This is a genomic window from Lysobacter sp. BMK333-48F3 (genome assembly GCF_019733395.1).
GTDB lineage: Bacteria > Pseudomonadota > Gammaproteobacteria > Xanthomonadales > Xanthomonadaceae > Lysobacter.
Genome location: NZ_JAIHOO010000001.1, coordinates 2998762 through 3017373, shown reverse-complemented (window position 1 = coordinate 3017373; position 18612 = coordinate 2998762). Strand labels below are relative to the sequence as shown.

Here is an 18612-nt window from a genome sequence, read left to right as displayed (position 1 = left end):
CTCAGCCGCCGCGCGCCTGGCGGCGCTTGCGCAGATAGCGGCGCAGCAGCCACAGCAAGGGCAGTACCGCCAGGGTCAGCGGCAGCAGCACCGCGATCGCGCGGATCAGGAACGCGACCACCGACGCGACGATGCCGCCGAAATCGCGGAACGCTTCGCCGATTTCGCTGCGGCTGGCCTGGCTGCGGGTGGTTTCGAAATCGAAGGTGATCAGTTGGGTCGAGATCCGCCGCTGCTGCTGCGCCGCTTCCTGCTGCGCGCCCTGCAACTGCGCCTCGAGCTCGGCGATGCGGTTGGACAGGGTCAGCACGTCGGCGAGCTTGAGGTCGTCGCGCTGCTGGAATTCCAACAGGCGCGCATGCTCTTTCTGCAACCGGTCGCGCAGCATGGCGTTGTCGCGCACCGCCGCGGCCAGGTCGTCGGCCTGGATGCTGCGGTCGGAGATTTCCTCGCCCTTGCCGGCCAACGCCACCAGCGGTTCGACGCCCGCCGGCACGATCCGCACCTGCACCATCGCGCTGGGGAAATCGCCGCCGGTCTGGCTCATCTCCAACACCGCGCAGGCGCCGAACTTGCCCGAGTCGCAGCCGGCCCGCACCGCCTGCGCCTGGGTCGCGATGCGCTCGCCGGGCAGGCGCAGCAGCACCCGATGCTGGTAGGCCAGCAGCACGCCGAGGTCGGGCTTGTCGGCGCTGCCGCCTTCCGCCGGCGGCGCCGCCGGCGCCGCCACAGCAGAGGCTGCGGTGCCGTCGGCGGCCGCCTCGCTGTCGTGCCTGGCGCAGCCCGCCGCGCCCGCCAAGGTCCCCGCCACCAGCGCAGCGGCCAGCAGCCGCTTCGCGAATCCATATGCCATATCCGTTCTCCCTGCCCCAGTCCGTGATCCGTTCGGCCCCGGCACTATGCCATCGCCGCCGGCGGACGCGGATCCGCCCAGCGCCGCCGTTGTCGTGGATACATCAACGCGGGTCGGGGCGGAACGGGGTTGGCGGCTGCGCCGGATCTTCGAGCCGTCATCCCCGCGAAGGCGGGGATCCAGAGACTTCGGAGCCATGCCTGGATAAAGCCCTGGATGCCCGCCTACGCGGGCATGACGGGCCTTGGGCCTCGCGGACTGCGCAACGACGAAGGGACGGAGGGGGTTAAGCGCGCTTAACCCCCTCCGTCCCCGTGCGGCGGCTGGCCGCGCCGGGCTCAGAACTTGTGCTTGAACCCGACCGTGACGAACCGCCCCAGCGCGTCGTACTGGCTGATGTCGTACGGCAGCGCGCCGCCGGCCGGATCGAACGGCGGGTCCTTGTCGGCCAGGTTCTGCACCGACAGGTAGAGCGTCGTGTCGCGCAGGCCCTCGTAGCCCAGGTACAGATCGAACTGATGGTGATCGTCGACCTTGGCGTCCAGACCCGGGTTGCTGCGCGCGTCCACCACCTGCTGGCGGTAGCCGCCGATGTAGCGCCACGACAGCTGCGCGTTCCAGTCGCCGCGGCCGTAGTTGAGCGAGGTGATGCCGCGCCACTTCGGCAGCGCGCCGAAGCGGTTGCCGCCGGCGCCTTCCAGCGCGCCCTGCCCGGCCACCTGCGGCTGCTCGTAGCTCAGCAGGCGGGTCCAGGTGCCGTCCAGGGTCCAGGCCGCGTCGCCGGCGCGCCAGACCTTGCGGCCCTCGATGTCGAAGCCGGTGGTGGTCAGGGTGCCCTGGTTGGCGTAGCGGTTCTCGACCAGTTGCAGGCGGCCCTGGGCGTCGCGGGTGATCCGGCCCGGGTTGAGCTGCGGATTGGAGACCACGTACTGCACGCTGTCCGGCGCGATCAGGTCGTCCTGGCGGATCCGGTACAGGTCGACGCCCAGGCTGGTGTCGGCGTCCGGCGACCACAGCAGGCCGAGGTTGATGTTGCTGGAACGCTCGGCCTTCAGCTCCGGATTGCCGGCGCGCAGGATGGTGACGCCGCGCGAGGCGCCCGGCTGCACCGGATCGTAGGGATCGATCACGCTGCCATAGCTGATCGTGGTGCTCTGGGCGATTTCCGGCAGCGACGGCGCGCGGAAGCCGCGCGAGGCGTTGAAACGCACCAGGAAGTCGTCGCTGGCCTGCCAGCGCAGGCCGAGCTTGGGCGAGAACGCGCTGCCGAAGTCGCTGTAGTGGTCGCCGCGGCCGGCCAGTTGCACTTCCAGTTGCTGCCAGGGCTTGAGGCTGAGTTCGAAGAACGCCGCCGAGACCCGGCGGTCGCCGTCGATCAGGTTGATCGCCGGGCGCAGTTCGGTGCCCGACAGCACCTGCGGGCTGGTGCGCGCGTCCTGGGCCTCGTTGCGGAACTCCACCCCGGCGGCGACGCCGACGTCGCCGGCGCGCCACTGCCACGGGAAGCCGGAGATCTTGCCGCTGAGCGTGCTCAGCCGATACGTGCCCGGGCGCCGGGTCGACAGGCGCAGCGTCTCCAGCGCGCCGGGAGTGCGCGCGGGATCGAGGAAGTCGTAACTGCCGTCGCGCAGGGTCTGCTCGAACGCGTAACGGTTGAGGAAGTTGCGCACGTACTCGTGCTGGCGGCTTTCCGAATGGCTGGCGGCGACGTCCCAGTCCCAGGTCTCGCCCTTGCCGCGCAGGCCGAACAGCACCCGCGAGAACTCCGACTTGTTGATCTTGTAGCGCGCGCCCAGGTCGAGGAACGAGTACTCGAACGGGGTCGGCGTCGCGTAGGGATTGTTCGGGTGGCCGACCGGCAACACCGCCGGAATGTCGACCAGGCGGCCGGTGCTGCGGTCGTAGGCGCGCAGGCCGGCGCCGACCGTCATCGGCGCGCTGAAATAGGTGCCGTTGTGGCTGGTGCTGTACAGCACTTCGGCGAAGCCTTGCAGCGAATCGTTGAACCAGACGTCGCCGGCCAGCAGCGCCTGGTAGCGCTCCACGTCCGGGACCAGGGTGCGGAACGGCTGGGTGTTGAAGGCGCAGGCGTTGCCCGGCAGCGGGCTGCCGAAGTCGCTGTACGGCCGCGACTGGGTCCCCGGCTGGCACGGGAAGGCGACCGGCGCGCGCGGATTGCTCAGGTAGGCGCCGCCCTGGGTCGACCAGCCGGCCAGGCGCCCGCCGGGCTGATCGCGGTAATCGCCGTCGCGGGTCAGGTCGCGTTCGTCGGCGTCGAGCCGGCCGCGCTGGAACACGTCGAGGCTGAAACGCAGGCTGTAGCGATCGCTGGCCGGGTCGCCGCGGCCGGCGCGCAGGCCGATGCGGTGCTGGTCGATGCCGCCTTCGGTGGCCGCGCCGTAGGCCGCGTCGAGTTCGATGCCTTCGATCTTGCGACGCAGGATCAGGTTGACCACGCCGGCGATCGCGTCGGATCCGTACAGCGCCGAGGCGCCGTCCTTGAGGATTTCGACCCGCTCGATCGCGCCCAGCGGCAGCGCGTTGAGGTCGACGAAATTGTCCTGGGTGTTCTGGGCGAAACCGTAGGACGCGACCCGGTAGCCGTTGACCAGCACCAGGGTGTTCTTCTGGCTCAGGCCGCGCAACGACACGCCGGCCGAACCGTTGGCGAAGCTGCCGGTGTACTGCTCGTTGAAGCTGTTGCCGCTGTTGACGGTGAGGCTGCGCAGCAGGTCGGAGACGGTGAGTTTGCCGCTCTTCTCGATCTGCGCGCGGTCCAGCACCAGCACCGGGTTGACCCCGGCTTCGTCGCTGCGCTTGAGGTTGGAGCCGGTGACCTGGACCGCGTCGAGGGTGACGCCGGGCTCGGCGTCGGGTTGCGGCGCGGCCTCCTCGGCCAGGACCAGCGGCGCGGCCAGCGCCAGGGACAGCGCGAGGGCGAGTCGTCGGTAACGCACGCCGGTGCGGGAAGCAGCGAAAACGAGGGACATGGGTGGATTCCTGAGTCGAAGAGAGAGGCGAAGCGAAAACAAAGGCCCGACCGGAACGGCGCGCAGCCGTCCGCGCTGCGCTGGGCGCAGCGAAGTCACGTTGGGGAGGGGTACGACGCGATGCGGATCGACCGCAAAGCCGCGCACCGTTCCGGAGCGGGCGAAACCGGCGGCAGGTTCAGCCCGTCAGGGCATCACCCGCCGGCTACAGACGTGGCGCATGCGCGGTGCGCGGCGGACGGCGGCGCAGGCGGGCGGCAGCGAAGAATCGAGGAGCGAAGCGGACATGAGCGAAGACGAACCAGGACAGCGACCGGGAGGCGAACGCGTTGCCGCTAAGGCGGGCGATGCGCGAACGGGAGACGGAACGAAGCGCTTCAACAGCGACGCATCGACCGGCGACACGCGCGCATTCGGCGCGGTGCGGCGATCGGTCGGCGGGTCGGGGCGGCTGGGTTCACGGCGGCGGTCTGCATGGATTCGGACGTCGCCAGGGCGGCGACGGGAGATATGTTGCATCGCGATAAAGCGACGTCAAACCGCGCCCGGCCCCGGCTGGCTATTTTTTCGCCACTCCCGGGCGATGGTTCGCAGCTCACCCTGCCTTGTGCCGAATGCGCCGGCCCGGCACGGCGCCTGGCGGGGCCGCCGGAACCCGCGCCGCTGCTGGCTTGCAGGCGGTTCGGACAGATTCCGTCAAGTGCGCCGCAGTGCGCATGAGGACATTACCGATGCTTATGACACCGCCGCCCTGCGAGGCGCCGAAATCCGACCCTGGACACGGTAACTGCGCCGGAATCGGCCTCCGGCCCCATGCCCGAGCGGGCGGCCGGCGGTGCCGAGCACGGCGGTCGCCGGTGCCGACGGCGTCGCCCGCGCGCCCACGCCCGTGCCGCGCCCGCAACGGCACGGCCGCGGCGCAGCGAAGGCCCCACGAATGACCCATGCGGGGCCCTGCGGCTTGGCCTATCCTCCGCGCATCGCGGCCACCGCCGCCTGCCACGACCCGATATGGATATGCGTCTGCGCCCCTCCCCCTCCCCGTTCGCTCCGGCGCCGCGCCCGCTCGCGCTGGCCCTGCTCGCTCCGGCCCTGCTCGCCCTGGCCCTGTCCGGCTGCGGCCCGCACAGCGCCGCCCAGCCCGCGGCCGGCGCCGCCCCGGCCGCGACCGCCGCGCCCGGCGCCGCCGACCCGGCCGTCGACACCGCCTTCGCGGCGCTGTCCAAGCGCTGGCTGGACGAAGTCATGCGGCTCAACCCGGTCAGCGCCACCCAGATCGGCGACCACCGCTACGACGCCGAGATCGACGACCTCAGCGCCGCCGGCCGCCAGCGCCAGCTCGACTTCAACCGCAAGCTGCTCGCCGAGCTCGACGCCGTCGACGCCGCCAAGCTGTCGCGCGAGAACCAGGTCGACGCGGCGATCCTGCGCAATCGCCTGGAATCGGAAGTGTGGTCGCTGCAGACCCTGCAGAGCTGGGCCTGGGATCCGTTGATCTACAACGGCCTGGCCGGCGATGCGATCTACAACCTGATGGCGCGCGAGTTCGCGCCGATGCCGCAGCGGCTGAAGTCGGCGACCGCGCGCATGGAGAAGATCCCGCAGATCTTCGCCCAGGCGCGCGCCAACCTCGACCCGGCGCGGGTGCCGAAGATCCACGCCGAGACCGTGTCCAAGCAGAACGCGGGCGTGCTCAGCCTGATCGACACCTTCATCGTCCCCAACGCCGGCCAGCTCAAGGGCGCCGAGCGCAAGCGCCTGGACGCGGCGGTGGCCGGCTTGCGCAAGGCGGTGGCCGAGCAGCAGCAGTGGCTGGACCAGACCCTGGTGCCGAACGCCAAGGGCAATTTCCGCATCGGCCAGACCCTGTACGACGAGAAGCTGAAGTTCTCGCTCAACGCCTCGCTGTCGCGCGCCGAGATCATGCAGCGCGCCCAGGCCGAACTGGCGCGGGTGCGCCAGGAGATGTACGCGATCGCCCAGCAGGAGCTCAAGGGCAAGCCCGGCGCGCCGGAACTGCCGGACAAGCCGACCCCCGAACAGCAGCAGAAGGCGATCGAGGCGGCGCTGGAGCTGGCCTATGCCGACAAGCCGGCGCGCGACAAGGTGGTCGAATTCGCCAAGCAGACCACCGCCGAGGCCACCGCCTTCACCCGCGCCAAGAACCTGGTCACCGTGCCCGACGCGCCGGTCAAGATCATCTTGATGCCGGAGTTCCAGCGCGGCGTGGCCTTGGCGTACTGCGACTCGCCGGGCCCGCTCGACAAGGGCCTGGACACCTACTACGCGATCTCGCCGATTCCCGACGACTGGAACCCGCAGCAGGTCGATTCGTTCCTGCGCGAATACAACTCGCGCATGGTCCACCTGCTGTCGATCCACGAGGCGATGCCGGGCCACTACCTGGAGGGCGCGCATTCGGCCAAGGCGCCCTCGACCCTGCGCGCGGTGCTGCGCTCGGGCGTGTTCGCCGAAGGCTGGGCGGTGTACACCGAGGACATGATGGCCGATGCCGGCTACCTCGGCGGCGATCCGCTGTTCCGCCTGGTCCAGCTGAAGTTCTATCTGCGCAGCATCGGCAACGCGATCCTCGACCAGGGCGTGCAGGTCGAGGACTGGAGCCGCGAGCAGGCGATGGAGTTCATGACCCGGCAGACCTTCCAGCAAGAGCGCGAAGCCGCAGGCAAGTGGGTGCGCGCGCAGCTGACCTCGGCCCAGCTGCCGACCTACTTCGTCGGCGCGCAGGAGCACTTCGACATGCGCAAGGCGGTGCAGGCCAAGCTCGGCGACAAGTTCGAGCAGAAGGCCTACCACGACCAGGTGCTGTCCTACGGCGCGCCGCCGGTGCGCTTCGTGCGCCAGTTGGTGCTGGACGAGCCGATCCGCTGAACCGCGGCGGCCGCCGAATCGCGCCGGGCGCCGCGCCGCCGCGCTTTGTGCCGGCGGCGATGGTTCCGTCGCGCCGCTTGCGCTAGCCTCGTAGCCGCCTCGTCGGGGCGGCGCCGACGCACGGTCCGCGCCGCCGCCGCGGGCATGCTACCGTCGCGCCGAGAGGAAGGCCGCCCCGCGGCCGCTGCCATGATTGCGAACCCGAACCCGTCCGCCGCCGAGATCGCCGCCGAACCCGGCGCGGTGCGGCGGCAAGTGCATCGCCGCCGCGGCGATCGCCGCGAGGACGGCCTCGACGCGATCGCCGCCGAAGTGCCGGTGAGCCTGGTCTACAACGACGCGCCGTTCGCGGTGATGATGGCGACCCCGGCCGACCTGGAAGACTTCGCCCTGGGCTTCTCTCTCAGCGAAGGCATCGTCGCCGCGCCCTCCGAGCTGCGCATCGAAGCCGTCGCCCACGGCCTGGACGGCGCACAGCTGTGCCTGCGCATCCCCGAGCCGCGCGCGCAGGCCCTGGCCCAACGCCGGCGCAGCCTGGAAGGGCGCAGCGGTTGCGGCGTGTGCGGCAGCCAAAGCGTGGATGCGGTATTGCGTGCGCCGCCGCAGGTCGCTGCCGGCGCGCCGATCGCCGGCGCCGCCCTCGCCCGCGCCCTGCGCGAGTTGCGCGCGCAGCAGCCGCTCAATGCGCTGACCGGCGCCACCCACGCCGCGGCCTGGGCCGCCGGCGACGGCCGGATCGCGCTGGTGCGCGAGGACGTCGGCCGGCACAACGCGCTGGACAAGCTGATCGGCGCCCTCGCCGCCGCCCGGATCGATCCCGCGCAAGGCTTCGCCGTGGTCACCAGCCGGGCCAGCTACGAGATGGCAATGAAGGCCGCGCAGGCCGGCATCGTCCTGCTCGCGGCGATCTCGGCGCCGACCGCGTTGGCCATCGCCCTGGCCGACAGCGCGCGACTGACCCTGGTCGGCTTCGCCCGCGACGACGGCTACGCGGTCTACACCCATCCCCAGCGCCTGCTCGACGACGCCGCCGACGCCACCGGAACCCCGCCATGAGCAAGAAGACCATCCGCCCCTACGACGGCCCGGCCGGCGGCTGGGGCGCGTTGCGCAGCGTCGCCCAGCATCTGCTCGAACAGCAGGTGCCGGTGCACGGCGCGCGCACTCTGCTCTCTGCGAACCAGCCCGACGGCTTCGATTGCCCCGGCTGCGCCTGGCCCGATCGCGACCACACCTCGACCTTCGAGTTCTGCGAGAACGGCGCCAAGGCGGTGGCCGCCGAGGCCACCCGCCACCGCGCCACGCCGGAGCTGTTCGCCCGCTATAGCGTGGCCGAACTGGCCCGCTACAGCGATCACTGGCTGGAAAACCAGGGCCGGCTGACCCATCCGATGCGCTGGGACGCGGCCAGCGACAAGTACCTGCCGATCGGCTGGGACGAGGCCTTCGCCCGCATCGGCGCGCAACTGGCGGCGCTGGATTCGCCCGACCGCGCGCTGTTCTACACCTCCGGCCGCTGCAGCAACGAGGCCGCGTTCCTGTACCAGTTGTTCGTGCGCGAGTTCGGCACCAACAACTTTCCCGACTGCTCCAACATGTGCCACGAGCCTTCCGGCACGGCGATGAAGGCCCAGCTCGGGGTCGGCAAGGGCACGGTGCAGCTGCGCGATTTCGAACTCGCCGACGCGATCTTCATCTTCGGCCAGAACCCCGGCACCAACCACCCGCGCATGCTCGGCGAGCTGCGCCGCGCGGCCCAGCGCGGCGCCGCGATCGTCTCGTTCAACCCGCTGCGCGAACGCGGCCTGGAGCGCTTCGCCGACCCGCAGGACAAGCGGGAGATGCTGCACAACGGCTCGACCCGGATCTCCTCGGATTATTTCCAGTTGCGCATCGGCGGCGACCTGGCCGCGGCCAAGGGCATCGCCAAGCGCGTGCTCGAACTCGACGCCCGGGCGCGGCGCGACGGCGGCGCGCGCCCGCTCGACCTGGATTTCATCGCCGAGCACACCCAGGGCTTCGAGGCCTTCGCCGCCGACGTCTCCGGCGAGCCCTGGGAAACGATCTGCGCCGAATCCGGATTGAGCCGGGACGAGCTGGAGCGCGCCGGCGATATCTACGCCCGCGCCGGCAGCGCGATCTTCTGCTGGGGCATGGGCATCACCCAGCACAAGCATTCGGTCGCGACCATCCAGATGCTGTGCAACCTGCTGCTGATGCGCGGCAACATCGGCCGGCCCGGCGCCGGCGCCTGCCCGGTGCGCGGCCACAGCAACGTGCAGGGCGACCGCACCATGGGCATCTACGAACAGCCCTCGGCCGCGTTCCTCGACCGGCTGCAGCAGGTGTTCGGCTTCGAGCCGCCGCGCGCGCCCGGCCACGACACGGTCGGCGCGATCGAGGCCATGCTCGACGGCCGCTGCACGGCGTTCTTCGGCCTGGGCGGCAACTTCGCCACCGCCACGCCCGACACCGAAGCCACCCACCGCGCGCTGCGCGGTTGCGAGCTGACCGTGCACGTGACCACCAAGCTCAACCGCAGCCACCTGGTGCACGGGCGCGAGGCCTATATCCTGCCCTGCCTGGGCCGCACCGAGATCGACCTGCAGGAGGCCGGCCCGCAGGCGGTCACGGTCGAGGACTCGATGAGCATGGTCCACCTGTCGGCCGGCATCAACGCGCCGGCCGATCCGATGCTGCTGTCGGAGCCGGCGATCGTCGCGCGTCTGGCCGAGGCCACGCTGGGCGCACGCAGCAAGCTGCCGTGGCGCTGGCTGGCCGGCGACTACGACCGCATCCGCGATCTGATCGCGCAGGTGTTCGACGACTTCCACGACTTCAACCGGCGCGTGCGCGTACCCGGCGGGTTCCATCTGCCCAACGCCGCCGCCGAACGGCGCTGGCTCAATCCGCAAGCCAAGGCGCTGTTCAAGCCGCACGCGGTGCCGACCGACCTGCCGCTGCATCGCGCCCGCGCGGCGCAGGCGCAACCGGTGTTCAACCTGGCCACGACCCGCTCGCACGACCAGTACAACACCACCATCTACGGCTTGAACGACCGCTACCGCGGTGTGTTCGGCGAACGCCGGGTGGTGTTCATCCATCGCGCGGACATCGCCGCGCTGGGCCTCGCGGCCGGCGACTGGGTCGACCTGGAAAGCCTGGGCGAAGACGGCGTGCAACGCATCGCCCGGCGCTTCCTGCTGGTCGAGTACGACATTCCGCGCGGCTGCCTGGCCGCCTATTACCCGGAGACCAACGCCCTGGTGCCGCTGTCGAGCTTCGCCGACCAGGCGCGCACGCCGACCTCGAAATCGATTCCGGTGGTGGTCCATCCGCATCGTCCGGTCGCGGACGCGGGACTGCAGTCGGCGCGGGACATCGGCCATGTCCGAGTGGACTGAAGGCAGTCCGACCCCGCGCCTGCTCGCCGCGCTCGCGGCCGAGCCCGGCGGCGTGTCGCTGCCGCGGCTGTGCAAGCGCCTGGGCCTGCGCATGAGCGTGCTGCTGCGCGAGCTGGCCTGGATCGGCGAGGACCCGATCGGCGAACACGCCGGCCTGGGCTGGGTGCGGATCGAAGTGCGCAGCGACGCGCGCGGCGAAACCCGCATCGCCGTGCTGACCGAACGCGGCCGCGCCCGTCTCGAGGACGGTCCTCCGCCCGCGAGCAAGACGTAAGCCGCGACGGACGCGCTTCCCCCTGTAGGAGCGGCGTCCCACGGGGATTTCCTCCGGTCATAAGCCGCGACCACCGAAGCGATGTCATACCACGCTGTCGCAAGAAGCGAGGTTCGCCAGGGGGTTCCAGAACGTTGCGATGATGGCTTCGGCAAGTAGCGCTTGCGTTCATCGCTTCGGTGGTCGCGGCTTACGCCGCTCCTACAGGGGGAAGCGCGTCCTTCGCGGCTTATGCCTTGCCCGCGGGCGGAGGCCCATCCTCGAGGCCGTGCTGACCGAGCGCGGCCGCGCCCGTCTCGAGGATGGGCCTCCGCCCGCGGGCAAGGCATAAGCCGCGAAGGACGCGCTTCCCCCTGTAGGAGCGGCGTAAGCCGCGACCACCGAAGCGATGAACGCAAGCGCTACTTGCCGAAGCCATCATCGCAACGTTCTGGAACCCCCTGGCGAACCTCGCTTCTTGCGACAGCGTGGTATGACATCGCTTCGGTGGTCGCGGCTCACGCCGCTCCTACAGGAGGGCGACCGCGCCGCTGGCCGGACTCAGAACTCGCGGCCGTTGATCGGCACGATCTTGATCTGGCTCAAGTCGATCCCGTCCAGGCAGCGTACGTTGATCGCCGCCATCGGCGAGCCGTCGCGCATCTTGCCTTCGCTGAACGGCGAAATGCCGCAGCTCGGGCAGAAGTGGTGATCGATCGCGTTCTTGTTGAAGTGGTAGGTGCCCAGCTCGGCCCGATCGGTGGTCAGGCTCATCGAGGCGCGCGGCACGAACCACAGCAGGCCGCCGCGCTTGAGGCACATCGAGCAATTGCAGTCCATCGCCTGCTCGATCTCGCCTTCGACCGTGTAGGCGATCTTGCCGCAGTGGCAGCCGCCGGTATACGTCGTCATAGCCGTTCCCTCCCGCGCCGTCGAAGACGCGAGAATAACGCCGCCGCGCTATCCTCGTCGCCTGACGTTCGTCATCCGCGGGCCGCCTGCGTCCCGCTGCCAGGAGCGCATCCATGGACCCCATCGCCGGCAGCACCATCATCCCCTCGCTGCGCTACCGCAACGCGCCGGCCGCGATCGACTGGCTGTGCCGCGCCTTCGGTTTCGAGAAGCATGCCGTCTACGCCGACGGCGATATCGTCCACCATGCCCAGCTGACCTACGGGCCGGGCATGATCATGCTCGGCTCGGTGGTCGAGGACGACGACAACGAATGGGCCCGCCGCATCGTCCAACCCGATGAGATCGGCGGACGCGAAACTCAGGCCTGCTCGGTCATCGTCGCCGATGCCGACGAGCACTACGCCCGCGCCCGCGCCGCCGGGGCGCAGATCGTCGCCGACATCGCCGATCAGGACTTCGGCGGCCGCGCTTACACCTGCCGCGACCTCGAAGGCCGGCTGTGGTGGTTCGGCACCTACAACCCCTGGACCTTATGAACCGCAAACGCTCCGCTTCCGCACCCGCCGACGACCTGTTCGCCGCGCCCGCTCCGGCCAAGACGGCCGCATCCGCCGGCGATTTCGGCCCGGGACCGGCCGCCGTCGACGGCATCCGCGTCGGCATCGGCGGCTGGACCTTCGTGCCGTGGCGGAACAATTTCTATCCCGACAAGCTGGTGCAACGGCGCGAACTGGAATACGCCAGCCGCCGGCTCAGCAGCATCGAGATCAACGGCACTTTCTACAGCGCGCAGAAGCCGGCGACCTACGCCAAATGGGCGGCGGAAACCCCGCAGCATTTCGTGTTCTCGTTGAAGGCGCCGGGGCGCATCACCCAGGCCGGCGCGCTGGCCCGCGCCGGCAACGGCGCGCGCGCCTTCATCGACGGCGGCCTGGGCGAATTCGGCGACCGGCTCGGTCCGATCCTGTGGCAGCTGGCGCCGAGCCGGCGTTTCGACCGCGACGACCTGGCGCCGTTTCTCGACGCCCTGCCGCGCGAACTGGACGGACGAGCGCTCAAGCACGTGCTGGAAGTGCGCCACCCCAGTTTCCTCGATCCGGCCTATCTGGCCTTGGCGCGCGAACGACGCATCGCCACGGTGTTCACCGACTCCGACGAGTATCCGTCGCTGGCCGATCTCACCGGCGACTTCGTCTATGCGCGCCTGATGCGCTCGCGCGCCGGCGTCGACACCGGCTATCCCGACGACGAACTGCAGGCCTGGGCCGAGCGCGCCCGCCTGTGGGCCCGCGGTGGCGACTGCGCCGACCTGCCGCACGTCGCCGCGGCGCAGACCGACGCGCCGCCGCGCGAAGTCTTCGTCTATTTCATCAGCGCCGCCAAGGAACGCAATCCGGCGGCGGCGATGGGGCTGATCGATCGGCTCGGGGCCGGCAAAAAGTGAAGAGAAAAGAGCAACCAGCAAGAACGCCGCCTGTTTCGCCGATTCTTTCGCTGGTTACCCGTTCCTCTCCACTCGTTCCTGGCTTGGTCAGTACGCCAGGGTGAACCGCCGCCGCGAATGCGCCGGCTGTTCCAGCTCGTCGATCATCGCCAACGCGTAGTCCTGCACCGAGATCGCGCTTTCGCCCTGCTCGTCGACCAGCAATTGGTCGCCGCCGAGGCGGAAGCGGCCGGTGCGTTCGCCCGGCACCAGGTGCGCGGCCGGCGACAGGAAGCTCCAGTCCAGTTCGCGCTCGTCGCGCAGGGTGCCCAGCACCCGACGCATCGCCTCGGCGCCGCCGCGCCATTGATCCGGGAAGCCGGGCTGGTCGAGCAACTGCTGGCCCGGTGCGACTTCCAGGCTGCCGGCGCCGCCGACCACCAGCAGGCGCGGCACTCCGGCCTGCTTCAGGCCGTCGACCAGTTGGGCGTAGCCGGCGACGGTGTCGTCTTCCAGGTTTGGGTTGCTCCAGCCGCCGACGTTGAGCGAGGCGATCACCGCATCGGCGCCGCGCACCAGTTCCGCCGCCCGGGCCGGGTCGCCGCCGTCGATCGCGCCCGGGCGCAGGCGCAGGCCGTCGCGGGCCGGCAGCGCCGAGGGATCGCGGGCGACCGCGGTTACCTGGTGGCCGCGCTGCAGGGCTTCTTCGAGCAGGGCGCGGCCGACATAGCCGGTGGCGCCGATCAGGACGAGGTTCATGGGACGACTCCGTTGCAGTAAGTGGGGACGGGATCTAGTCTGACCACTAACAGACGCGGCGATAATCCGCCCGATCGGACTAGGACCATGAAGCTGGACTTCACGATAGACCGCCTCAAGCGCATGGCCGTGTTCGCCCGGGTGGTCGAGCTGGGCTCGATGAGCGCGGCCGCGCGCGAGCTGGACATGACCCCCTCGGCGGTCAGCCAGCAACTGCGCCAGCTCGAGGCCGAAACCGGGGTGGTGCTGCTGCACCGCTCGACCCGCAAGCTCACCACCACCGAGGTCGGCCAGGCCTATTACGAGGACTGCGCGGCGATGCTGCACGCCGCGCGCAACGCCGACGGCCGCCTGGGCAATCTGCGCGACGAACCGCGCGGCGAGTTGCGCATCGCCGTGCCGATCGGTTTCGCCGCCCACCTGGCCCAGGCGCTGGCGCCGCTGATGCGCGCGCATCGGGCGCTGTCGCTGCGGGTGTTCGCCGACGACCGCCAGATCGACCTGATCGGCGAGCGCATCGACCTGGCGATCCGGATCGGCCGGCTGGTCGACTCCAACCTGATCGCGCGGCGCATGGCCGAATGGCGGCATCTGCTGGTCGCCGCGCCCGAGTACGTGCGCGAGCACGGCTTGCCGCGCACGCCGGCCGAGCTGGCCCGGCACGAGTTGATCATCCTCAGCGTGATCAATCAGCCCGAGTACGTGGAGATGCACCGTCCCGGCGAGCCCGCGCAGCGGGTCCGGGTCGGTGGCCGCATCGTCAGCAACAACTCGCGCACCGTGCAGCAGATGATGCTGCAGGGCCTGGGCATCGTCCGCCTGCCCGAGCCCGACGCGCTGCCGTTGCTGGCCGAGGGCCGCGCGGTGCCGGTGCTGCCGGAGTGGTCGATGCCGCCGCTGGGCGTGTACGCGGTCACCGCCCAGCGCGATGCGCAGCCGGCCAAGGTGCGCCAGGCGATCGCCGCGTTGCAGGCCTATCTCGACGCGAACGCGCCCTCGGCCGGCGCCTGAGCCGGCCGCGGCGCGGCGCGCTCAGTCCGCCAGGGTCGCGATCGCCCGCACCGGGAAAGTGCCCATGCCCTTCACCTTCGGCGGCACCGCGCTGAAGCGGAAGCCCTGGTCCGGCACCGCGGCCAGATTGCGCAGGTGTTCGACGATCAGGATCCCGGCGCCGAGCAGCACCGTATGCACCGGTCGCGCCTTGCCGCGGGTGTCGTCGATGTTCATCGAATCGATGCCGACCAGCTTGACCCCGCAATCGCGCAGCCAGCGCGCCGCGGCTTCGGTCAGGAAGGGGTGGCCGTCGGCGTAGGCCGGGGTGGCGAAGTGGCGGTCCCAGCCGGTATGCACCAGCACCGCGCGGCCGCGCAGCTCCAGGTCGCGGAAGCGCTCGACGTCGATCGCCTGCACCTCCGCCGGCACCCGCACCACGATGGCGTCGAGATCGGCGCAGTCTTCCGGGCCGATCTGCGACAAGTCCTTGCCGTCGGCGTAGCGATGCGACGGGCAGTCGATGTAGGTGCCGGTGTTGGCGACCATGTCGATGCGGCCGATCTGGAATTCGGTGCCCGCTTCGTAGATCTCGCGCGAGCGTTCGCGGCTGAGGTAATCGCAGACGTGCGCCGCCGGCAGGCCGGGATAGGTCACCAGCCCGTCCTCGATGGTGTGGCTGAGATCGACGTAGCGCAGCCGGCCGGTCTCGAGCGCATCCTTGCGCTTGTGCGCCTCGACGATGATGCGCTTGTTGAGGATGCGCGCCGGCCCGACCATCAGCAGGCGCAGGTCGCGCACGATGTAGTCGATCAATTCGGCATCGCCGATGTCGTCGCCGTCGATGTCCAGGCGGAAGCCCTGCCCTTGCAGGCCGCCGCCGTTGCTGAACTCGATTTCGAAGTCGAACTGGACGCGGTGTTGGATGGCGTTCAAGGCTTTGGGTCGGGAATGGGGAATGGGGAATGGGGAATGGGGAATGGGGACTCGGAAATCGGGAATCGGGACTCGGGACTCGGGACTCGGGAATCGGGAATCGGGAATCGGGAATCGGGAATCGGGAATCGGGAATCGGGAATCGGGAATCGGGAAAGGCTAAAGCCTGAGGCTACGGTTTTGCTCGTCATTCCCGCGAAGGCGGGAATCCAGGGCTCCACCGCGACACGACTCCGAAGGCTTGACGACCCGGCCAGGGCGCAAAGCGCCCTGGCGTTCTCGGATGCGCGAACCCATGGTTCGCAAGCGCATCCATTCACCCCGCTTTCGCGGGAATGACGATTTCAGAAGTCTGCCGCGGCTGCTGCCAGCCGAGCGTCGCCGCGCCGCACTCTTTCGCCGTCGTCGCCGACCGTGCTTACTTCGCCGCGCGCTGGCTCAGCGCGACGCTGCCGAGGATCAGTACCGCCGCCGCCAGCATGGTCGCGGTCAGCGGTTCGCCGAGCAGCATCCAGCCCCAGGCGACGCCGAACAGCGGCACCAGGTAGGTCACCGCGACCGCGCGGCCGGCGCCGATGCGCTGGATCAGCCGGTAGTACATGACGAAGGCGATGCCGGTGCAGAGCACGCCGAGCAGGGCCGCCGACAGCCAGGACTTGGCCGGAATCGCGTGCGCCGGCCATTGCGCGATCGCGAACGGCAGGGTCAGCAGGGCCGAAGTGCCCAAGGTCGCGGCGGCCACCGCCGCGGCCGGCAGGCCGGTCAGCTGGCGCCGGACCAGGTTGGCGCCGATCCCGTACAGGAAAGCCGCGGTGCAGCCGGCGGCGACCGCCCAGCCGATGCTGGCGCCGGCGGTCTTGCCGCTGGCGAGCACCACCACGCCGGCGAAACCGGCCAGCAGCGCGATCGCGCGTTGCAGGCCGATTTTCTCGCCGAAGAACAGGAACCCGACCAAGGCGGTGAACAGCACCGCCATCGAGTTGGTGATCGCACCGATGCCGGCGGGCGCGCGCTGCGCGGCCCAGGCGAACAGCACGAACGGCACCGCCGAGTTGATCAGGCCGATCAGGGCCAGCTTGGCCCAGATCTTGCCGCCGCGGAACGACTCGCGCGCCTTCCACAGGAACGGCAGCAGGATCAGCGCGCCCAGGCCCAGGCGCATCTCCACCAGCGGCAGCGCGCCGAAGTCCTTGGCCGCCACGCGCATGAACAGGAACGAGCCGCCCCAGATCGCGCCGAGCACGGTCAGCTCCAGCGGCGTGCGCCAGCCGGCGCGCGCGGAATCGGTGGCGACGGCGGCCGAAGAAGCGGAGCCGTTGGAAGTCATGCTGGCGGCGAGCTCGGGGGAACGCATGCGCTAAATCCTCGAAAGCGGCGGCCGCGCGATGCGGGCGCCTGCGGGGGAATACGGCCGCGCCCGGCCTCGCGGCGGCGCGTTGGGCGCAGCGGCGGCGACGCCGTTGCGCGCGTTGCGGTGGATCGGCGCCGGCCCTGGCTTGATGCAATCCAACACGGGAGCCGATCGCAGTATCGGCGCGCGGCCCGGGTGCCGATATCCGGATCTATGCAAGAACGAAATCCATGCAAGAGCTGACGGCTAGAACGAATCGGAACCGACCGCGATCCGGCCCGCCGTCCTCGCTCAGACGTCCCTGCTCAGACGTCCGCGCTCTCGCAACCGGTCTCAGACATCCAAAATCACCAGCGTGCCGCGGCTGCCCGGCGCGACCCCGTGGGCCACGCCCGCGGGCACCACGTACAGCTGCCCTGCCCCGACTTCGACGATCTGGTCGCCGATGCTCAGGTTCATGGCGCCGTCGAGCACCAGCAGTCCCTCGGCGAAATCGTGCGTCTCTTCCTCGTACCCGCCGTCGTCCATCCGCACCAGCTTGAAGTTGGCGCCGCCGAAGCGGCCGACCACGGTCGAGCGCCAGGCGTCGGGCAGTTCGGCGGAGGTCGCAAGCAGGTCGATGAGGCTCATGCGCAAGTACTGGATGGCGGGTCGCGCGGGTCGCGACGACAATCTGGCTTTTCCCTGCCGCCTATTCTGACTGGCCCGCAACCCGATGCAAGCGCATACTTTCGCATCCAGCCACAAACCATATTTGAGGCTCCGATGGCATTGCGAGCGGACTGGCTGCCGGCCCTGGCGGCGTTCGAGGCGGCGGCGCGGCACCAGAACTTCGCCCATGCCGCCGAGGAACTGCATCTGACCGCCAGCGCGGTCAGCCACCACGTGCGCAAGCTGGAAAGCCGGCTCGGCGTCAGCCTGTTCCAGCGCCATGCCCGCGGCGTGGCGCTGACCGCGCAAGGCCGCCAACTCGCCGACGCCGCCGGCACCGCGCTGGCCGACGTCGACGGGGTGCTGCGCAGCCTGCGCCTGGCCCGCGACGACCGCGACCGGGTCCGCATCACCACCCTGCACTCGCTGACCTACACCTGGCTGCTGCCGCGCCTGCCCGAGTTCACCCGCGCTCACCCCAAGATCCAGCTCAGCCTCGATACCGAGATCGCCCTGGCCCGCTTCGACGACGGCGGCCCCGACCTCGGCATCCGCCACGGCGCCGGCCACTGGCCGGGCCTGACCGCGCACCCGTTGATGGACGACAGCCTGTTTCCGGTCGCCTCGCCGCGGATGCCCGGGATCGAACGGGTGCGCACGCCGGCGCAGATCGCCGAGTTGCCGCTGATCGCCGACCACGCGCGCCAGGGCTGGCACGACTGGTTCCGCGCCGCCGACGTGCACGGCTGCAAACTGGAGGAGCGCTATACCTTCAGCGACACCACCGACGCGATGATGGCGGCCGCGCAGGGCCTGGGCGTGGCGCTGGCGCGGGCGCAGATCGCCGTGCCCTATCTGCGCTCGGGCCAGTTGCAGCGCCTGCCCGGCCCGGCGATGCCGGCGCGCTGGGGCTATTACGCGATCTACCCCGCCCACCGCCGCCTGCGCCCCGCGGCCAAGACCTTCCTCGATTGGCTGCTGGCGGTCGACAAGGGCGACCCACCGCCGGCTTGAGCACCTGCAAGGGGGTAGGAGCGGCGCGAGCCGCGACCACGGGACGCGCAGAAAAACCAAGGCCGCCGCCACTGATCGAAGCCCGAACCCATCGCCCGCCCCCATCGCCTGCAGGAGGCGTCCCACAGGGATTTCTCCGCTCACAAGCCGCGACCGCCGCAGCGACGTACGCAAGCGCGGGGAC

Annotated in this window: 15 protein-coding genes; 8 read left to right on the top strand and 7 right to left on the bottom strand. The window is 70.3% G+C overall.

The window, feature by feature from the left end; translation table 11 throughout:
- Position 1: 1 nt before the first annotated feature.
- A complete protein-coding gene (locus tag K4L06_RS12825) occupies positions 2-853 on the bottom strand; it encodes a DUF4349 domain-containing protein (protein WP_221671730.1) in 852 nt (283 codons plus the stop codon).
- A 338-nt stretch (positions 854-1191) separates the two neighbouring features.
- Positions 1192-3843, bottom strand: coding sequence for a TonB-dependent receptor (locus tag K4L06_RS12820; protein WP_221671729.1), 2652 nt, complete (start codon positions 3841-3843; stop codon positions 1192-1194).
- Between the two features lie 1017 nt (positions 3844-4860).
- Between K4L06_RS12820 and K4L06_RS12815 the strand changes: the two genes are divergently transcribed.
- The 4 genes from K4L06_RS12815 to K4L06_RS12800 all read left to right on the top strand — a co-directional run bounded on the left by K4L06_RS12815 (position 4861) and on the right by K4L06_RS12800 (position 10410).
- Complete coding sequence (locus K4L06_RS12815; RefSeq protein WP_221671728.1) at positions 4861-6732, top strand: DUF885 domain-containing protein; 1872 nt, start codon at positions 4861-4863, stop codon at positions 6730-6732.
- Between the two features lie 189 nt (positions 6733-6921).
- On the top strand, positions 6922-7788 hold the full coding sequence (gene fdhD / locus K4L06_RS12810; RefSeq protein WP_221671727.1) for a formate dehydrogenase accessory sulfurtransferase FdhD: 867 nt from the start codon (positions 6922-6924) through the stop codon (positions 7786-7788).
- Entirely contained in the window at positions 7785-10136 is a 2352-nt protein-coding gene (locus K4L06_RS12805) for an FdhF/YdeP family oxidoreductase (protein ID WP_221671726.1), read from the top strand. Before fdhD ends, K4L06_RS12805 begins: the two co-directional genes overlap by 4 nt.
- Positions 10120-10410, top strand: coding sequence for a hypothetical protein (locus K4L06_RS12800; RefSeq protein WP_221671725.1), 291 nt, complete (start codon positions 10120-10122; stop codon positions 10408-10410). The genes K4L06_RS12805 and K4L06_RS12800 overlap by 17 nt, the downstream gene beginning before the upstream one ends.
- Positions 10411-10950: 540 nt before the next feature.
- On the opposite strand, the gene K4L06_RS12795 is transcribed toward K4L06_RS12800, so the two are convergent.
- Positions 10951-11301 carry a GFA family protein gene (locus K4L06_RS12795; RefSeq protein WP_221671724.1) on the bottom strand — a complete coding sequence of 117 codons (351 nt, stop codon included), beginning with the start codon at positions 11299-11301 and terminating at the stop codon, positions 10951-10953.
- 113 nt (positions 11302-11414) lie between these two features.
- Here K4L06_RS12795 and K4L06_RS12790 point away from each other — a divergent pair, with 113 nt between their 5' ends.
- Positions 11415-11840 carry a VOC family protein gene (locus tag K4L06_RS12790; RefSeq protein WP_221671723.1) on the top strand — a complete coding sequence of 142 codons (426 nt, stop codon included), beginning with the start codon at positions 11415-11417 and terminating at the stop codon, positions 11838-11840.
- Positions 11837-12748, top strand: coding sequence for a DUF72 domain-containing protein (locus tag K4L06_RS12785; protein WP_221671722.1), 912 nt, complete (start codon positions 11837-11839; stop codon positions 12746-12748). The genes K4L06_RS12790 and K4L06_RS12785 overlap by 4 nt, the downstream gene beginning before the upstream one ends.
- A gap of 87 nt (positions 12749-12835) precedes the next feature.
- Here K4L06_RS12785 and K4L06_RS12780 read toward each other — a convergent pair whose 3' ends face one another.
- Positions 12836-13486 (bottom strand): NAD(P)-dependent oxidoreductase, encoded by a 651-nt coding sequence (locus K4L06_RS12780; RefSeq protein WP_221671721.1) that lies wholly within the window; start codon positions 13484-13486, stop codon positions 12836-12838.
- Between the two features lie 87 nt (positions 13487-13573).
- On the opposite strand from K4L06_RS12780, the gene K4L06_RS12775 reads away from it, so the two are divergent.
- Positions 13574-14497: a LysR family transcriptional regulator gene (locus K4L06_RS12775; RefSeq protein ID WP_221671720.1), complete on the top strand. Its 924-nt coding sequence runs from the start codon at positions 13574-13576 to the stop codon at positions 14495-14497.
- Between the two features lie 21 nt (positions 14498-14518).
- On the opposite strand, the gene K4L06_RS12770 is transcribed toward K4L06_RS12775, so the two are convergent.
- From K4L06_RS12770 to K4L06_RS12760, 3 genes are all read right to left on the bottom strand, one after another.
- A complete protein-coding gene (locus K4L06_RS12770) occupies positions 14519-15412 on the bottom strand; it encodes a cyclase family protein (RefSeq protein WP_255595106.1) in 894 nt (297 codons plus the stop codon).
- A 418-nt stretch (positions 15413-15830) separates the two neighbouring features.
- A complete protein-coding gene (locus tag K4L06_RS12765; RefSeq protein WP_221673622.1) occupies positions 15831-16739 on the bottom strand; it encodes a DMT family transporter in 909 nt (302 codons plus the stop codon).
- Positions 16740-17096: 357 nt separating this feature from the next.
- Complete coding sequence (locus K4L06_RS12760; protein WP_221671719.1) at positions 17097-17393, bottom strand: cupin domain-containing protein; 297 nt, start codon at positions 17391-17393, stop codon at positions 17097-17099.
- Positions 17394-17528: 135 nt separating this feature from the next.
- Here K4L06_RS12760 and K4L06_RS12755 point away from each other — a divergent pair, with 135 nt between their 5' ends.
- The gene (locus tag K4L06_RS12755) at positions 17529-18428 is read left to right on the top strand and encodes a LysR substrate-binding domain-containing protein (protein WP_221671718.1); all 900 of its coding nucleotides are present in this window, start codon (positions 17529-17531) and stop codon (positions 18426-18428) included.
- The last annotated feature ends 184 nt before the right edge of the window (positions 18429-18612 follow it).

Coding starts and splice junctions, on each gene's coding strand:
- K4L06_RS12825 (WP_221671730.1), bottom strand. CDS start 853: ATGGCATATGGATTCGCGAAGCGGCTGCTGGCCGCTGCGCTGGTGGCG.
- K4L06_RS12820 (WP_221671729.1), bottom strand. CDS start 3,843: ATGTCCCTCGTTTTCGCTGCTTCCCGCACCGGCGTGCGTTACCGACGA.
- K4L06_RS12815 (WP_221671728.1), top strand. CDS start 4,861: ATGCGTCTGCGCCCCTCCCCCTCCCCGTTCGCTCCGGCGCCGCGCCCG.
- fdhD (WP_221671727.1), top strand. CDS start 6,922: ATGATTGCGAACCCGAACCCGTCCGCCGCCGAGATCGCCGCCGAACCC.
- K4L06_RS12805 (WP_221671726.1), top strand. CDS start 7,785: ATGAGCAAGAAGACCATCCGCCCCTACGACGGCCCGGCCGGCGGCTGG.
- K4L06_RS12800 (WP_221671725.1), top strand. CDS start 10,120: ATGTCCGAGTGGACTGAAGGCAGTCCGACCCCGCGCCTGCTCGCCGCG.
- K4L06_RS12795 (WP_221671724.1), bottom strand. CDS start 11,301: ATGACGACGTATACCGGCGGCTGCCACTGCGGCAAGATCGCCTACACG.
- K4L06_RS12790 (WP_221671723.1), top strand. CDS start 11,415: ATGGACCCCATCGCCGGCAGCACCATCATCCCCTCGCTGCGCTACCGC.
- K4L06_RS12785 (WP_221671722.1), top strand. CDS start 11,837: ATGAACCGCAAACGCTCCGCTTCCGCACCCGCCGACGACCTGTTCGCC.
- K4L06_RS12780 (WP_221671721.1), bottom strand. CDS start 13,486: ATGAACCTCGTCCTGATCGGCGCCACCGGCTATGTCGGCCGCGCCCTG.
- K4L06_RS12775 (WP_221671720.1), top strand. CDS start 13,574: ATGAAGCTGGACTTCACGATAGACCGCCTCAAGCGCATGGCCGTGTTC.
- K4L06_RS12765 (WP_221673622.1), bottom strand. CDS start 16,739: ATGACTTCCAACGGCTCCGCTTCTTCGGCCGCCGTCGCCACCGATTCC.
- K4L06_RS12760 (WP_221671719.1), bottom strand. CDS start 17,393: ATGAGCCTCATCGACCTGCTTGCGACCTCCGCCGAACTGCCCGACGCC.
- K4L06_RS12755 (WP_221671718.1), top strand. CDS start 17,529: ATGGCATTGCGAGCGGACTGGCTGCCGGCCCTGGCGGCGTTCGAGGCG.